Consider the following 16,188-nt stretch of genomic DNA (forward strand, 5'->3'; position numbering starts at 1 on the left):
GGAGCGAACCCCCAGATCGCTGACTTCGACCGACGGGTGATGGGTCTCTCTTTTGTGTCGCCTACTTGATTCTCAACGACCTTTCATTAGGGTGTGTCCCGTCTTGCGTTCGGAGGGCCTGCCAGGTTTCCCGGCGAGCGTTACAGGAGGATATGGGTTGGCCTCGGACACCATTGCCGCAATCTCGACTGCTCCGGGGCGAGGGGCCATTGCCGTAGTGCGCTTGAGCGGCCCGGAATCGGTGGAAATCGTAGACAACCTGTTCCGGGGAAAAGAAACGCTCGCCCGAACGCGGTCACATTCTGTGAGACACGGCAGACTGATTGATCGCGGCGGAAGGCCGCTTGACGACGTTCTCATCACCGTCATGAGGGCGCCGGACACCTACACCGGCGAGGACGTGGTTGAGATCAATTGCCACGGCGGGATGCTCGTGAGCCAGCTCGTGCTTCAGGCTCTCGTCGAGGCCGGGTGCAGGCTGGCCGAGCCAGGGGAATTCACTAGAAGAGCTTTTCTCAACGACAGAATCGATCTTGCTCAGGCCGAAGCCGTGGCCGAGATCGTCGCAGCCAAGACCAGAAAGGCGGCGGAGCGAGCGCTGAGGCAGCTTGAGGGAGGGCTTTCGGAGCGCATACGCGCCGTCAAGACCTCAGTCGTGGGAGTTCTTGCAGAGCTGGAAGCAAGGATAGATTTTCCGGAGGACGTTACCGAGAGTCTGGAACTCGATGTTCTCTGTGCGACACTGAATGAATGCGCGCGTTCGCTCGAAGAGATCGTCTCGGAAAGAGCTAGTCATACTCTCCTAAGCGAGGGCGTCAGAATACCAATTGTCGGCAAATCAAACGTGGGTAAGTCCAGTCTGTTCAATGCAATAGTGGGTCGCCCGAGAGTAATAGTTTCGTCTCTCCCAGGCACCACACGTGACACCGTCGAAGAAGAAATAGAACTTGAGGGCGTACCAGTCAGGCTTGTCGACACCGCCGGCCTGAGAAGCGCCTCGGAGGTAATCGAGGAAGAAGGGGTGCGAAGAACCATGGAAGAGCTTCGCCTCGCCGATCTTGTCATTCTTGTCGTCGATGCCTCTGCCGGACCCAACGTGCCTTGCGCATACTCGGACGACGTCGAGATCCTGACATTGATCGGCGAAACACCTTGCTTGATTGTCGTGAACAAGATCGATCTGGCTTCTCCCGCAGCAGCTCACTCCGCTCTCGAAGCTCATGCGCGCGAAGCGCGTTCACGCCTCGCTTCCCCGAGCGAAACCTCTCCGCGGATACAACGGTCCGAGGTCGTCGACGTGTCAGCTATTGAAGGGACAGGAATTTCTCGGCTCAGAGACACTCTTGCGTCACGACTCACTGCGACCGGTGTTGATTTTAGTGATGCTGCATGCGCAAGCCAGCGACACGTCGATTTGCTGCGGTCAGCGATGGAGAACATACAGCGTGCAAGGCGCGCGCTTGAGCCCGAGACGTCCGATGAGCTTGTAGCGTTTGAACTCAGAGAAGCCGCCCAGGAATTGGGCTCGATCACGGGCGAGCGGATCGGCCCGGACATACTCGACAGCATCTTTTCGAGGTTCTGCGTAGGAAAATAGTGAGGAGCCGCTCGAACGCGCGTTTGGAAACCTGAACGCCCGCCCGGAGAATGGATAGCCATGTCTTGTCCCGCCGGCGCAATGAGATACGACGTTGTTGTTGTGGGTGCCGGCCACGCTGGATGCGAGGCCGCTCTTGCAGCATCGCGCATGGGATTCAGCACCCTTCTTTTGACTCTGAATCTCGACAGCGTCGCGCAAATGTCTTGTAACCCTGCGATCGGCGGCCTGGCGAAAGGTCACCTCGTGAGAGAGATCGATGCCATGGGCGGCGAGATGGGCAAGGTCATCGACCTCACAGGAATCCAATTTCGCATGCTCAACACGGGGAGGGGGCGAGCCGTCCAGGCCATCCGGGCACAGGCCGACAAGAAGGCCTATCAGCATGTCATGCGACGCACGATCGAATCCCAGGAGCGACTCAGGCTCATGCAGGGGAACGTGGTGCGCTTGACACCGTTGGCTCCGCGTGACGGCCAGAAGAACATTGAGTGTCGCGGGGCCGGAAGAACAACGCCGGCTGACAGAATCGCGGAGCAGTGTTCGTGGCAGCTTGAGACCGAGGCCGGCCTTGCCTTTCTCGCGAGGTGTCTCATACTCTCACCAGGCACTTTTCTCAACGGCAGGATTCATGTAGGAACGAGCGCGTTTGAGGGAGGTAGGGCCGGAGAGCTCTCTGCGCCGCACCTATCCCGGTGCCTGGCGGACCTTGGATTCGAACTCGGTCGCCTCAAGACCGGCACGTCGCCCAGGTTGGCGCGCAGAAGCATTGATTTCTCTAGGCTTACGCCTCAGCTCGGCGATGTCCCCCCACCCTTCTTTTCATACTCTACCGTGGGGCACAGGGTGGAGCAGGTGCCCTGCCACATCGCTTGGACGAATCCCAAGACTCACCTGATCCTCCGTGAAAACCTGGATCGTTCGCCTCTGTTCACTGGCAGAATCAAAGGCGTAGGTCCGAGGTACTGTCCGTCTATTGAAGACAAGGTGGTCAGATTTCCTGCGCGCGAATCGCACCAACTCTTCCTCGAGCCCGAAGGCGTGGATTCGGAGGAGATCTACGCGAGCGGCATTTCTACGAGCATGCCGGCCGATGTCCAGGAAGAGTTCGTGCACTCGATCGAGGGTCTTGAGAGAGCGGAGATAATGCGGCCCGGCTACGCAGTGGAATACGACTTCGTTCCGCCAACATATCTCAAGGCATCGCTTCAGACTCGATCCTACCCCACCCTCTTTCTTGCCGGTCAGATCAATGGGACTTCGGGCTACGAGGAAGCTGCGGCGCAGGGATTGATGGCGGGCATAAACGCAGCGCTCCTACTTCGCGGTGAAGAGCCAATCGTGCTGGATCGCGCCGAAGCCTACGTCGGAGTGCTGATAGACGATCTTGTAACTCGTGGAACGAGCGAACCCTATAGAATGTTTACGTCTCAGGCGGAGTATAGATTGCTTCTCCGACATGACAACGCCGACGAGCGGCTCATGCAGTACGGTCACCGGCTGGGCCTCATCAATCAGGCCCAATACTCGAGTTCCTGTGCGAGGATGGAAGAAGTGAAGTCGGAGCTTGAACGGCTCGAGAAATCCTTTGTCAGTCCTGAGGATGCAGATCGACTTCTGGCATCCGCGAGCGCGCTGCCCGGGGCGGTCGCTGGCACGAGTGGCACAGTGTCGATAGGGTCGCTCCTCAGGAGGCCCGAGGTGAACTATGGCCTCTTGGTCAAGCATGGTATGGCGTCTGAGCGGCCAGAGATTGGAGAGTTGGTCGAGATACGAATCAAGTACGCTGGTTACATCCGTAGGCAGGAAAGAAGCATAGAGCAGTTCAGGAAGCTGGAAAACGTAATGATACCGCAGGAGCTCTTTTCGGAGGATCTTCGCTCGGTGTCCAAAGAGGCGCGGGAGAGACTTTGCGAGGTCAGGCCCCGCTCTATCGGCCAGGCGTCGCGGCTCCCAGGGGTTTCCCCGTCCGACATTTCCGCACTGCTGATTTATCTCAAGAGGGCTTCGGCCCGGAATTCTGGCAAGACATGATGAGTGGTCGCGTGTTGCGTGCTGGCGATTTTCGTTGTGAGGACTGCAATTAGTGCGTGAGCCCGGAGTAAGGAATTGAGCAGGAATCCGTCAGTTTTTGGAGATGACGAGCTGAGAATGCTGAGGGAGATCTCGAGAGTCATCGACGTTCCCGTGCCTCCCTCTTTCAGGCACTCGTCCGAGACTTTTCTTGCTGAACTCGTCAAGTGGAATAGGAGGATCAATCTAATTTCTGCCCGAGACGAAGACCGAGTCGTCGAACGACACCTGCTGGATAGCCTCTGTCTACTCTCCGTTGAGCGAGACCTGTCAGGAAAGAAGCTGCTGGATGTCGGATCCGGAGCCGGGTTCCCCGGCGTTGTACTGGCTATGTGGGAGCCGAATTGCCAGGCCGTGCTAGTTGAGAGCAAGAGCAAGAAGGTCGCCTTCCTCAATGCGGTCCGACGGCGACTCGCGCTAGACAATGTCCGGGTAGTCCATTCAAGGGTCGAGAGATTATGCGAGGGCAAGGAGATTCCGTGGCCGGTCGATCTGGTTGTATCCAGGGGGGTTGGGGGCGTTGTTGCCCTGGCGGCTTCGTTGGGTGACATACTGGCCGAGCGTGGCTCCTTCGTTCTATACAAGGGGGCTGGGGCCGCGGATGAACTGAGGACGAGCAAGACCGACGTAGAACTTAACGACCTTGGATTTGAGGTGGAAACCGTGAAGCCCGCCTGGCAGAAGCTTACCACTCTTGTTGTCTTGAAGAAAACACGCCACCAGTAAGCAGTCGACCTTTGTGCCCCACATTTCAAACGTTTCACGTGAAACATTCAGGATGCTTCGAGTCTCCGAATCGGGTGCACGACTAATACCGGCAATTTCCGGTGCTTGGATGTTTCACGTGAAACACTCGGGGCCAAGCGCCGCGCTCCTCGAACCCTGGCGAGCCACGTGCCAGGAGAGCAATCGGACTGGCGTCGAATGTTCCACGTGAAACAATGCCGCGCAGTCGGGATCGCGCACCCTAGATGCGCGTCTGCGACCCAGGGGGTACAACGCGATTCAAAGCGAGAACTCGAGCCGTACGCACTGGGTTCGACCATCCGCATGGCTTCCCCGATGCTGTGTGGGGTGAGGGGCGATTCGAGGCGGCAAGCCGAGCTGCAACGTATTGCCCCGGTCGCAAGTCCTGGCCACAAGGCCAGTGGACAATCCGCAGCCCTGGCATCCTTTTCCGTTGACACGCGTCTGGTTCATGATATTCTTAACCCAACTCGTTTCCGCGCTTGGCGTCCGTCCCTGGCGACGGAGTGCGGCTTGAGTCTTTCTATCTTGATGTCGTGTTCCAGGTTGAATGGGTCGGTGAGGATGGTTGAGAGAGAGCGTCGCGGTTACGGCTGTACGGGGCTGACGGAGGCGAGGCTTAGAAGAGATTCTCAAGTGACTCTCTAGAATCGTGCTGGCACAAAAAGGGATGTTTCACGTGAAACAATCGGGATGTTCTGAGATCGCGGCCAGGAGGCGGAACTCTCGTAGGAGCTCCCGGAGGTCCGAATGTTCCACGTGAAACGTTTCAATAGACTCAGAATCTCTGGCCCCGCGAAGAAGTCGCCATGGATAGCGCGATGCGCGCTCGATGGCAGTACATCGTTGGATGGTGTGATAGGGTGCCCGGGAGCAGCCGGTCTAGCGTGAAGCCATTGAATCAGAGTGTCTGGAGGAAGGGAAATGGGTAGGGTCATAGCTGTAGCTAATCAGAAGGGTGGAGTTGGGAAGACCACAACCGCCGTGAACCTGTCTGCCTGCTTGGCGTACTTGGGCCGGAAGGTGCTTCTGCTGGACGTGGATCCACAGGGGAACGCCTCAAGTGGGCTGGGAATCGACGGAGACAATGCGGAGACTTCCATCTACGACGTCTTGGTCAGCGGCGTCCCGCTCGAGAAGGCCGTCGTCCCCGGTCCGTTGCCCACGCTGGAAGTCGTCCCTTCGTGCCAAAAACTCATCGGCGCGGAGATAGAACTTGTTGGAATGCTCGCCCGCGAGAGCAGGCTCCGCAGCAGTATGAAGGAGGTCAGAGACAAGTACGATTTTTGCGTCCTTGACTGTCCTCCCTCGTTGGGATTGCTTACCGTCAACACTCTGACGGCTGCCGACTCGGTCCTGATTCCCGTGCAATGCGAGTACTACGCCCTGGAAGGAATTGGGCAACTTCTGGCTGCAATAAGACTTGTGCAGCAAAACCTAAACCCTACCCTCAGAATCGAGGGGGTTCTGCTTACCATGTATGACTCACGGCTGAACCTGTGTCAGCAGGTGGCAGACGAGACGAAGAATTTCTTCGCCGAGAGAGTGTATAGAACTGTGATACCAAGAAACGTTAGGCTCAGCGAGGCACCGGGGTTCGGCAAGCCGATCTTACTCTACGACTCCAAGTGCCCGGGTGCGCAGAGTTACATGGAACTGGCAAAGGAAGTGATCGAAAATGGCTAGAAAAGTTCTTGGTCGAGGCATTAAGACATTATTACCAGAGGACATAGGGCTCACCACAATGAGACCGAGCGCCGGACTTCTGGAAATCCCCGTGGATGAAATAAAGCGCAATCCCAGGCAACCCAGAAGCTCGATGAACGAGCGGGCACTTGCCGAGCTGTCAGAGTCAATCAGACTGCGAGGAGTAATCCAGCCAGTGGTGGTCAGAAGAACCGACACCGGATACGAACTTGTGGCGGGGGAGCGACGATTTCTTGCGTGTAAGAAGGCTGGCTTCAATAAGATACCTGCGATCGTGAAGGAGGCCGGAGAAGAAGATTCGATGGAGCTCGCGCTGATCGAGAACATCCAGAGGGAAGACCTCAACTCGGTAGATGAGGCTCGAGCCTACCGGACTCTCATGTCTGAGTTCTCTCTCACGCAGGATGAGCTGGCGATGAAGGTTGGAAGGGAACGCTCGTCTGTGGCTAATTGCTTGCGTATATTGAAGTTACCGGATACGATCCTGGACATGATTGCGTCCGGGGCGATAAGCTCCGGCCACGGGAGAGCGCTTCTTTCTTTGGAAGAGACCGGCGAACAAATCTCCATCGCACGGAAAGCGGCGGCAAAAGGGATGAGCGTGCGGGAGACCGAAGCTCTGGTTAACCGGCTCATAAGAAGACGAAAGAGGCCGGGCCACGGAAGGGCACGCCCCTCGGAGATAGTCGATCTTGAGGACAAGCTGAGGAGTTTCCTGGCGACCAGCGTGCGCATAAGTTGGAGGGGGCGAAAAGGGAAGATCGAGATTGAGTACTACAGCAACGAAGAACTCGAGCGCATCCTGGAACAGATCGGCGTGCTGGCTCATGAGTGAGAGACCCTCCGGGACGCGAGCGCGGGAGTTGCGCTCGAATTCCTCGGATCAGTCACGATTATAGAGCACGGCTACGGAGGTCACACTTCCAGAAGCACGGCTTGTCAGACCGTCACACTTTGCCAGGTCATGAAGATGGGGCGACACAATCGAGTCTTCAGCATCATACTGGTCCCGCCCGGCGGAGGAAAGCCGCGGAGTCTCAGGTTCGGCAAGAAGCAAATGCTTTTTGCCGCGACTGCGGCCGGCATCTTGGTGGTCTTGCTCGTGGTTTCCCTCACTGTCTTGGGGAGGATGGGGCGTTTCTCCATCGCAATAGCGCGGCTCAAGAGTGAAAACACAAAACTAAGAGAGGAGAGGCAAAAGCTCGCACTACTTGAGGACGAGCTCGGTCGTCTCAGGGTGCTCGAGGGCAAGCTTGCGGCCCTCCTCGGGGTGGAAAAGAAGAACGTCCGGGGGCTCACGGTGAGTCCCGCGAGCGTGTTCACGCAGGAGTTGACGGAACAGCGCGCTTCTGGGGGGAACGCGCCTACGCTGTGGCCCGTGCGAGGGAGGGTGTCGCGAGGTTTTTCGAATGAGCCGGGGGGACACAAGGGGATTGACATAGCAGTTCGGGGAGAAACACCCGTGAGGGCGGCAGGGAATGGATTGGTTGAGGTTGCGGGCCAGGATGCAGTCTTTGGCAACATGGTAATAGTCAACCACGGCTCGGGAATCAGCACTCTCTACGGACACAACTCAAAGCTGAGCGTAACGAGAGGTGACAGCGTCAAGAAGGGCCAGACAATCGCGTATTCGGGAAGCAGTGGCAACAGCACGGCACCGCACCTGCACTTTGAGATAACTCGCAACGGTAAACAGGTGGATCCGCTCACCTTCTTGAGCGAACAGTAGGCAACCGAGAGGAGGCCATCATGTTCGGGTTTAGCTTTCGAAAGGAAGGGGTTATTGAGGGGAAGCTCAACTGCATCGTGGGGGAGGAATCAACGTTCAAAGGCGACATCAACGTGAGTGGAAGCGTGAGGATCGACGGCGAATTCGAAGGGCACATTGCCGCAACGCAATCCCTGCTGATTGGGAAGACGGGCATCGTCAAGGCCGACGTGGAGGTGAGAGACTTGATGGTAGCCGGTGTGATTGTAGGAAACCTGAAGGCCGTAGATAGGGTAGAACTACATACGGGGGCCAGGGTTGACGGCGATATAGAGACCGGTAGCCTTGTGGTGGACGATGGGGTCGTCTTTAACGGCAGATGTTTCATGCACGAAGCACCGCAGGAGGTGTCCACCCAGCCCGTTGGGTAGGGACAAGTTGGGGTATTGAATGATGCCGGCGCGAAGAGCGCTGCCGACCGGCGTGAATTGCTTCTCAAACGTGGATAATTGTGGAAATGTGGAAAACCACCCCAAAAAGCTCAAATAGCCCTAACATCTTTAATATGAATGAATTACGCGAGCACTCCGCATGAGGGAGCCAAGAGTTATGCACACGGAGGCGGAGTCCGTTGAGGCGAGCGGCTTCCGGGCTTCATAGGGTACGAAAGGCTAGGGTATGGAGAAGAACCAGCTACAACATATTGAGGACTTGAGAAACGCACGGCAGAGAGTTGCATCGGAACTTCACAAGGTCATCATAGACCAAGAGCGCGTAGTGGAAGAGTTGCTCGTAGCTCTGTTTGCCGGCGGGCACTGTCTGATCGTTGGTGTCCCGGGCCTCGCAAAGACTCTTCTGGTAAGCAGCATCGCCAAGGTGCTGGACCTCAAGTTCGCGAGGATTCAGTTCACGCCCGACCTCATGCCCTCCGATATTACCGGAGCCGACATCCTGCACGAGGATCCGGTTACGAAGTCGCGCGTCTTCAAGTTTGTCAAAGGCCCCATCTTCTCGAACATCGTTCTTGCGGACGAGATCAACCGTACCCCACCCAAGACACAGTCCGCCTTGCTCCAGGCAATGCAGGAGTACGAGGTGACTGCCGCCGGAGAAACCTACAAGCTGGACATGCCTTTCTTTGTCCTGGCCACGCAGAACCCAATTGAGCTCGAGGGAACCTACCCTCTTCCGGAGGCTCAGCTAGACAGGTTCATGTTCAACGTCTACATCGATTACCCCTCCGGAGCCGACGAGAAGCTCATAGTGACTTCGACGACCGGCACAGCCGCGCCCACGCTTGAACACGTGCTGAGCGCCGCTGACGTGCTTGGGCTGCAGAGGACTGTCAGGAGTGTACCCGTGAGCGACTACGTCGTGGACTACGCCGTTCGCTTGGTCAGGGCCACGAGGCCGACGCAGGACGGCGCTCCAGATTTCGTTAAGTCGTGGGTCAACTGGGGAGCAGGACCTCGGGCTTCTCAATACTTGATACTCGGGGCGAAGGCAAGGGCCGTTCTCCGCGGAGAGTTGACTCCTTCGTGTGAAGACGTTAGGCAAGTGGCTACGAGCGTCCTGAGGCACAGAGTCCTGACAAACTTTAGCGCCGAGGCCGAAGGAGTCACGGCGACAGACTTGATAACAAAACTACTCGGAACAGTTCCCGAAGAGGGGCGAAAGGCCTAATTCGGGCGTGGGACGACGGAACGTAACAATGGCCGATCAAAACGAACGAAACTTCCTCGATCCGCTCGTCGTATCAAAGCTCTCCAATCTTGAACTGAGGGCGAGACTGGTCGTCGAGGGATTCATCGCGGGTCTGCACAAGAGTCCATACAAAGGCTTCAGCGTCGAGTTCGCCGAACACCGGCAGTACATGCCGGGCGACCCCATAAAGAATATCGACTGGAAGGTCTATGCACGGAGAGATCGCTTCTACGTAAAGGAATTTGAAGAGGAGACTAACCTCAGGGCCTATCTTCTTCTGGACTGCAGCGCCTCCATGGGATACAGCTCCGGCGCCAGCGTCAGTAAGCTGAACTATGCCTGTTCGCTTGCAGCCGCGCTCTCGTACCTGATGCTTCGCCAGCAGGACTCGGTGGGCCTCCTGACTTTCACGAGCCAGATAAGGAAGTACGTTCCTCCGCGCTCAGCGAAGGGGCATCTCAAGGTAATACTGGCAGAACTCAACGGGTTGTCCGCCGGAGACACCACGAACGTTTCAAGGAGTTTGGAGCTTCTGGCGCGCAGAATAAGGCGCAGAGGTCTGATAATTCTCTTTTCTGACCTGATGGACGATCAGCGCGCTGTCCTGAGCGGGCTGAAGCACTTCAGACACAGAAAGCACGAGGTGATAGTCTTTCATCTGCTGGACCAGAGCGAAATAGGCTTCCCGTTTGATGAAGAGCTTGCATTCGTGGACATGGAAACGCACGAAGAAGTCATTGCTAATGCAAGGCAAATAGGAGCTCGCTACAAGCGCAGCATAGAGCGCTGGACGGCCGAGTACAGGAGACAGTGTCACGAACATCTAGTGGAATATGCGCTCCTCTGCACCTCTACCCCTTATGATGTTGCCCTCACGCGCTACCTGGAAAAGAGGGCAAGGTTACATTAGAGAATAATCCTATGCCCACCTTCCTCTTCCTGAATAAACCGTTTCTCCTGGGGCTGTTCGCGGTCGCGATCCCGCTCCTCATTCATCTTTTTACGAGGAGGAAGGCCAGGAGGCTGGACTTCAGCACCGTGAATTTCATCAGAGACGTCGCAAAGAGGGAGACAAAGAGACTGCGCGTGCGGAATCTCGTTCTGATGGCCCTGAGGATGGCGGCGATCGCCACTTTTGTCCTGGCAATGGCAAGGCCGGCTTTCGTCGGGCCCTTTGCCGGTGGCAAGGGGAGCGCGGCTGTTGTCGTGGTTCTGGACAACTCTGCGAGCATGGGCCGGCTCAAGGAAGGAAAGAGTCTTTTCGACTATGCCCGTGACGCCGCACGTCAACTGCTTGGAAGCCTCGGAGACGAAGACGAAGGGAGCGTGGTGCCCGTCTGCGGCGCTCTCGAGGGTGTTGGCGAGGGCGTCACCGAAAGTGCCGCTCTGGTGGCGGGTCCCGCGAGGCTCGTTGGAATGGTCGGGCTCGTGAATCTGTCGAACGGAAGTAATTCGCCCAAAGAAGCCCTTGCCGTGGCGAATTCTCTTCTGGAAGGTTCCAAGAATATCAACAAGGAACTGTACGTTGTCTCGGACTTCCAGCGAACCAGATGGCAACTTTCAGAGGTCTCGCAGCCACTGGGCGGACCGCCGCAGCGAGACCGGAAGGAAACAGACAAGAAGCAAAGAGGGCAGCGGGGGATAAGGACGATCCTGGTTCCGATTCCACCGTCTCCATCGGATTCTCCCGCCGGAAATCTCTCGATTGAAAAGGCCGGGATAGTTCCCCGGGCATCGACTCAGGAGCAGACGCTCGAATTCGCCGTCGTCAATCATGGCCGCTCAGTCGCGAGGGGCGTGCCCGTACGGGTCATGAGCGGAGGAAAGGAGATTGCCGCGAAGTATCTCGACGTGGAGCCCGGCAGCTCTGCCAAAGTGAGTCTCAGACTTGCGGCCGGCCACAACGAAACGAGCGCGAGGGAAATCGACATAGTCCTTCCGCCCGACGCTTTTCCTCTCGACAACACGTACTTTCTGGCGTTAGAACCGGCGAGACAAACAGACGTGCTAATAGTGGGGGACGGGGAATTGACTCCCGAAGGGAAAGCCTCCGGCGAGGGAGCTTCACGCGTGGATTTTGTCTCTCTGGCGCTCAGGCCGGTCGCCGCAGGAGCGCCAGGCAATCTCTGGGGATTCGTGCCCCACAGAATCGCCAGCGCTGAATTGGACGAGGCAGAGCTCAGGAGAGCGAAATGCGTGATTCTCGAAAACGTGAGCAGGTTGTCGGGTCGGGGGATCGATTTGTTGCGAGAATTCAGAGACTCGGGCGGGAAACTGCTGATAGTCCTCGGAGACAGAGTCGACATACGCCACTACAACGAGAAACTTCTCCCCTCGCTTTTCCCCGCGAGGCTTGTGGGAGTGGAAGCAGCACTGGATGGGCAAGACAGTTTCTTTTCGCTCGTTGCAACAATTGCATCGCATCCGATTCTAAAGGGCTTCGACGTTTCGAGGGGCGAGGCGGTGTCCAGTGCAAGGTTCTATCGCTTCATCAGGACCGAGGGACTGGAAGGAAGCAGGGTCGTCGCCGAGTTCTCGCACGGACTTCCCGCCATCCTGGAGGCAAAGGGAGTTCTCCTTTTCACCGGTTCATTTGAACCCGAATGGAACGACCTGGTCGTGAGCGGCGCCTTTCTTCCGATGCTCCATGAAATGCTCAGATACCTCTGCGGAGTAGGGTCGTCTTCCGCGCGAGAGTTTCATCCGGGAGACGCGCTGGAGGAAGAGCTTCCCGCGGGACAAGAATCATCCCTCTCGTTGGTCGCTCCGAGCGGCAGGGAGCCACGAATATCGAAAATCAAACTCGGCACGTCGCTCGTTCTCAGGTCGGAGCCCATGAACGAGCTGGGTATCTACAGGCTTTTCGCCGGCAATGAGGAGATTGGCACTTTCAGCGTCAACCTTGATCCCGTCGAGTCGCAGGCCGATCCGCTTGGCAAGAGAGAGCTCATCAGTAGGTTCCCGGGCGCAAGTATGGCCGGCGAAGGTGTTCGCGGCGAACTCGCCGGCATCGCACGGTCGGGCCAGGAGCTGTGGCCCTTCTTTCTTCTTCTGTGTCTCGGCTTCTTGGTTGCCGAGGTGCTTGTGGCGAGATCGATAGCTCCGTCGGATCGCAGTGTCCATTCATGACCTGTGAGCTTTTGAGATTATGTCGAGGCTAGGCGAGAGATTCATTTCTAGGCTAAGGGACTGCGACGCGGCTGGCGAAGTCGTACGCGCGTTGCGGACCGAGGCCAAACCCAGAATCACTGTCAGCGGGCTCACCGGCTCGTCGCGTGCACTTTTTGCGGCTCTGGTTAAGACGGACACGCAGCGGCCAGTGGTCGTCGTCTTGCCTGACGAACGGCCGGCCGAGGATAGAAAGGAAGACCTCGAATTCTTCCTCTCCACCGAGCCTTCCTCCGGGGAAGTCGTGTTCTTTCCGCAGGAAGACGTTCCTCCGTACAGGGAGAGCAGAACGCTTTCTTCCGTTTCTGACGCCAGGATGAGTGCTCTTGACTCCTTGAGTCGAAAACCTCCGGGTGTGCTTATCACGACAGTGCGGGCATTGATGGAGAAGGTGCCTTCAAGAAAACTCTTTTCTTCTTTTTCCTTACCAGTCAAGAGAGGACAGGAAGTTCACCTCCAAGACCTGGCACGCAGACTCGTTCTCATGGGCTTCGCGCCGCAACCTACCGTCACTCAGGTAGGAGAGATGAGCATGAGGGGCGGCATCGTGGACGTGTTCTCATTCGGGAGCGGCAGCCCATGGAGAATAGAGCTTGATGGCGACACGGTGAGTTCAATAAGACTTTTCGATCCCGACACGCAACGCTCCATTTCCGAAGAAAAAGAAGCCCGCATCTTGCCACTCTACGAACTCGTGCTGTCAGAAGAAATCCTTGGCCGACTCGAACAGACATCGCAGGAAGACTCCGTGTCGCGGGTCTCCCCGGAGACCGAGCTTTTCTTGAGGATACACGATGGGATTTCTCTGGCTTCCCTGCTTAGCTCGAGAGGGTTCTTGATGCAGGATCTCACGAGCGTGCTCGAGTACCTGCCTCGAGATAGTGTGATTTTCTTCGAAGACGAGAAGAAGGTTCTCGATAAGGCCACGTACTTCGAAAAGGAGGTACTTCAAGCGTGGCAAGAGATTCCGAAGAAAGACACGCCTCTCTCGTCTCCCCACGAGCTCTATCTGACCGGCGACGAACTCAAGCGGCGCGTCCACGACTTCGCTGGAGTGTCCGTGGCCGGCGTCGTGGAGGCGCGAGAGGAAGGCAGCACGAAGTTTGAGATAATCTCGAGAGAGCCAGACTCTATTGGCAGAGACATCCGGCTTCTCCATCGCTATCTGGACGAACTCTGTTCCTACGGCACGGAAAGCTACATTCTCTGTGACAATGCCAGCCAGCAGGAAAGGCTTCGCGAGCTTGTCGGCGACCGTAACGTGACAATCGAGGTAGGCCGGCTGAACTTCGGCTTCATCATGCCGGATATCAAACTTGCGGTTCTCACGGACAGGGAGCTTTTCTCGAGATATCGATGGAAAAGGTTCAGGCGCAGACTAAGTCTAGGCATCACGGTGAGGGACATATCTGCTCTCAGGCTGGGGGACTACGTCGTACATGACGAATACGGGATAGGCATCTACCGGGGCTTGAAGCGGCTCTCGGTTGACGGACACGAGACGGATTGCTTGCAGATGGACTACGCAGGTGGTGACAAGCTCTTCATTCCGGTCGATCAACTGAATCTCATACAGAAGTACGAGTCGGAAGAGGGGCACGTGCCGTCCATCCACAGGATAGGCGGCACCCTCTGGAAGCGCACCAAGGTGCGAGCAAAGAAAGCCATAAAGGACATGGCGAAGGAACTGCTAGAGATTCAGGCCGCGAGAAGGGCTCTCAGCGGACACAGCTTTTCTCCCGACACCGTCTGGCAGAAGGAGCTGGAAAGCTCATTCAAGTACGAGGAGACTCCCGATCAGCTTCGGGCTTGCGAGGACGTGAAGGGGGACATGGAAAAGAGTTCGCCCATGGAGCGCTTGGTCTGCGGAGACGTCGGCTACGGCAAGACCGAGGTGGCCGTCAGAGGAAGCTTCAAGGCACTGATGGACGGTAAGCAGGTTGCGATCCTGGTGCCGACGACCGTCCTCGCTCAACAGCACTACAACACGTTTTCGGAACGACTGGCAGATTACCCCGCAAGAATTGAGATGTTGAGCCGTTTCAAGAACAAGGCCGAACAAAAGAAGGTAGTCCAGGGGCTCAAGGCGGGGGTGGTGGACGTCGTTATCGGCACGCACAGGCTTCTTCAAAGGGACGTCGAGTTTAGAGACTTGGGCCTGCTCGTGATTGACGAGGAACAACGTTTCGGCGTTGCCCACAAGGAGGCGCTCAGGAAAAGAAAGAAGCTTGTAGATGTTCTAACGATGACCGCAACTCCCATTCCGAGAACGCTACACATGTCCCTCGTGGGAGCCAGGGACATGTCGCTGGTCAACACGCCTCCTCGAGACAGGATACCCATCAAGACGGAGATCGTGGAATTCAACGAAGAGCTCATCCGAGAGGCCCTGTTGAGGGAACCCGACAGAGGCGGGCAGTCCTTCTTTGTTCATAACAGAATCTACTCCATTGATTCGATGGCGTGTTTCCTCAAAGCACTTGTGCCGGAACTCACGTTCGCGGTTGCTCACGGCCAGATGCGCGAGAGAGATCTCGAGGAAGTGATGCTACGGTTCATCAACAAGGAATTCGATGTCTTGGTCTGCACGATGATCATAGAGTCTGGAATCGACATGCCCAACGTGAACACGATGATTGTGAACAGGGCCGACTGCTTCGGACTTGCTCAGCTCTATCAGTTGCGGGGCAGGGTGGGTAGATCGAAGGAGCAGGCGTACGCTTACCTGCTCGTGCCGCCGGGAAAGGCTCTGACCGAGGCTGCCGAGAAGAGACTGAGAGTCATCGAAGAATGCGACGAGCTTGGTGCAGGATTCAAGATAGCCATGAGAGACCTTGAGATACGTGGCGCGGGCAATATACTCGGTCCCGAGCAACACGGCTTCATCCTGAGCATCGGATTCGATCTCTATTGCCGGTTGCTTGAGGAAGCCAGTCGAGAGTTGAAGGGGGAAGTTACCGTTGAAGACAAATTGGCGCGTCTCAAGGCCGAGACGAGCGCCTACATCCCGGAGGACTACGTCGAAGACGACGTTGAGAGGATGTCTCTGTATAGGAGGCTTGCAGACACGCGTTCAGTCGAGGCAGTCGACGGGATAGAACAAGAGATGGTGGACCGCTTCGGGAAAGCGCCTTTCCCCGCTCTTTCTCTTCTCGACATCAGGCGCATAAGGCTACTCAGCAAGGGGCTCCCGCTGGAGTCCATCTCGGTCGGGCGAACTCACAGCCAGTTCATCTTATCCAGACGCCTTTCAAAAAAAGAAGCAACTTGTCTTGTGCGGTCACTCAAGTTCCAGATCGGATTCGCCGTCGGCCATGCTATGCAGATCAAGCTAGAACATGGTGGCGCACACGCGTTTCAAAGGACCAAAAATCTATTGAAAGCACTCCACTCGTGTGTTAGCGTAAGGTAGATTGAAGGTTGGCTCTGACGGGGGATTCAACTTCCCCATTTTCTTTGGGACAGAATCGGCCTGGTACTGCCG

Annotated in this window: 12 protein-coding genes; all 12 read left to right on the top strand. The window is 56.7% G+C overall.

Going from position 1 to position 16,188, the window contains the following annotated elements; genetic code table 11:
- Positions 1 to 157 precede the first annotated feature (157 nt).
- The 12 genes from mnmE (at position 158) to mfd (ending at position 16,116) form a co-directional block, all read left to right on the top strand.
- Positions 158 to 1,597, top strand: a complete 1,440-nt coding sequence (gene mnmE, locus NTX17_08210; GenBank protein ID MCX5801353.1) for a tRNA uridine-5-carboxymethylaminomethyl(34) synthesis GTPase MnmE — start codon at positions 158 to 160, stop codon at positions 1,595 to 1,597.
- Between the two features lie 60 nt (positions 1,598 to 1,657).
- Complete coding sequence (gene mnmG / locus NTX17_08215) at positions 1,658 to 3,631, top strand: tRNA uridine-5-carboxymethylaminomethyl(34) synthesis enzyme MnmG (GenBank protein ID MCX5801354.1); 1,974 nt, start codon at positions 1,658 to 1,660, stop codon at positions 3,629 to 3,631.
- 75 nt (positions 3,632 to 3,706) lie between these two features.
- Complete coding sequence (gene rsmG / locus NTX17_08220; protein MCX5801355.1) at positions 3,707 to 4,396, top strand: 16S rRNA (guanine(527)-N(7))-methyltransferase RsmG; 690 nt, start codon at positions 3,707 to 3,709, stop codon at positions 4,394 to 4,396.
- A gap of 534 nt (positions 4,397 to 4,930) precedes the next feature.
- Positions 4,931 to 5,065, top strand: coding sequence for a hypothetical protein (locus NTX17_08225; protein ID MCX5801356.1), 135 nt, complete (start codon positions 4,931 to 4,933; stop codon positions 5,063 to 5,065).
- 276 nt (positions 5,066 to 5,341) lie between these two features.
- Positions 5,342 to 6,103: an AAA family ATPase gene (locus NTX17_08230; protein ID MCX5801357.1), complete on the top strand. Its 762-nt coding sequence runs from the start codon at positions 5,342 to 5,344 to the stop codon at positions 6,101 to 6,103.
- Positions 6,096 to 6,959, top strand: coding sequence for a ParB/RepB/Spo0J family partition protein (locus tag NTX17_08235; protein MCX5801358.1), 864 nt, complete (start codon positions 6,096 to 6,098; stop codon positions 6,957 to 6,959). Before NTX17_08230 ends, NTX17_08235 begins: the two co-directional genes overlap by 8 nt.
- Positions 6,960 to 7,253: 294 nt before the next feature.
- A complete protein-coding gene (locus NTX17_08240) occupies positions 7,254 to 7,853 on the top strand; it encodes a M23 family metallopeptidase (GenBank protein ID MCX5801359.1) in 600 nt (199 codons plus the stop codon).
- A gap of 20 nt (positions 7,854 to 7,873) precedes the next feature.
- Positions 7,874 to 8,263: a polymer-forming cytoskeletal protein gene (locus NTX17_08245; GenBank protein MCX5801360.1), complete on the top strand. Its 390-nt coding sequence runs from the start codon at positions 7,874 to 7,876 to the stop codon at positions 8,261 to 8,263.
- A 247-nt stretch (positions 8,264 to 8,510) separates the two neighbouring features.
- On the top strand, positions 8,511 to 9,515 hold the full coding sequence (locus NTX17_08250) for a MoxR family ATPase (GenBank protein MCX5801361.1): 1,005 nt from the start codon (positions 8,511 to 8,513) through the stop codon (positions 9,513 to 9,515).
- A gap of 28 nt (positions 9,516 to 9,543) precedes the next feature.
- The gene (locus NTX17_08255) at positions 9,544 to 10,446 is read left to right on the top strand and encodes a DUF58 domain-containing protein (protein ID MCX5801362.1); all 903 of its coding nucleotides are present in this window, start codon (positions 9,544 to 9,546) and stop codon (positions 10,444 to 10,446) included.
- Between the two features lie 11 nt (positions 10,447 to 10,457).
- Positions 10,458 to 12,665: a BatA domain-containing protein gene (locus NTX17_08260; GenBank protein ID MCX5801363.1), complete on the top strand. Its 2,208-nt coding sequence runs from the start codon at positions 10,458 to 10,460 to the stop codon at positions 12,663 to 12,665.
- A 19-nt stretch (positions 12,666 to 12,684) separates the two neighbouring features.
- Positions 12,685 to 16,116 (top strand): transcription-repair coupling factor, encoded by a 3,432-nt coding sequence (mfd, locus tag NTX17_08265; protein ID MCX5801364.1) that lies wholly within the window; start codon positions 12,685 to 12,687, stop codon positions 16,114 to 16,116.
- Positions 16,117 to 16,188: the final 72 nt, after the last annotated feature.

It is taken from the genome of Candidatus Eisenbacteria bacterium (assembly GCA_026388185.1).
Taxonomy (GTDB): domain Bacteria; phylum Eisenbacteria; class RBG-16-71-46; order JAFGJU01; family JAFGJU01; genus JAPLKG01.

Excerpts from the sequence above, each read along its gene's own strand:
- mnmG (MCX5801354.1), top strand. The coding sequence starts at position 1,658 with ATGTCTTGTCCCGCCGGCGCAATGAGATACGACGTTGTTGTTGTGGGT.
- NTX17_08230 (MCX5801357.1), top strand. The coding sequence starts at position 5,342 with ATGGGTAGGGTCATAGCTGTAGCTAATCAGAAGGGTGGAGTTGGGAAG.
- NTX17_08235 (MCX5801358.1), top strand. The coding sequence starts at position 6,096 with ATGGCTAGAAAAGTTCTTGGTCGAGGCATTAAGACATTATTACCAGAG.
- NTX17_08240 (MCX5801359.1), top strand. The coding sequence starts at position 7,254 with ATGGGGCGTTTCTCCATCGCAATAGCGCGGCTCAAGAGTGAAAACACA.
- NTX17_08245 (MCX5801360.1), top strand. The coding sequence starts at position 7,874 with ATGTTCGGGTTTAGCTTTCGAAAGGAAGGGGTTATTGAGGGGAAGCTC.
- NTX17_08250 (MCX5801361.1), top strand. The coding sequence starts at position 8,511 with ATGGAGAAGAACCAGCTACAACATATTGAGGACTTGAGAAACGCACGG.
- NTX17_08255 (MCX5801362.1), top strand. The coding sequence starts at position 9,544 with ATGGCCGATCAAAACGAACGAAACTTCCTCGATCCGCTCGTCGTATCA.
- NTX17_08260 (MCX5801363.1), top strand. The coding sequence starts at position 10,458 with ATGCCCACCTTCCTCTTCCTGAATAAACCGTTTCTCCTGGGGCTGTTC.
- mfd (MCX5801364.1), top strand. The coding sequence starts at position 12,685 with ATGTCGAGGCTAGGCGAGAGATTCATTTCTAGGCTAAGGGACTGCGAC.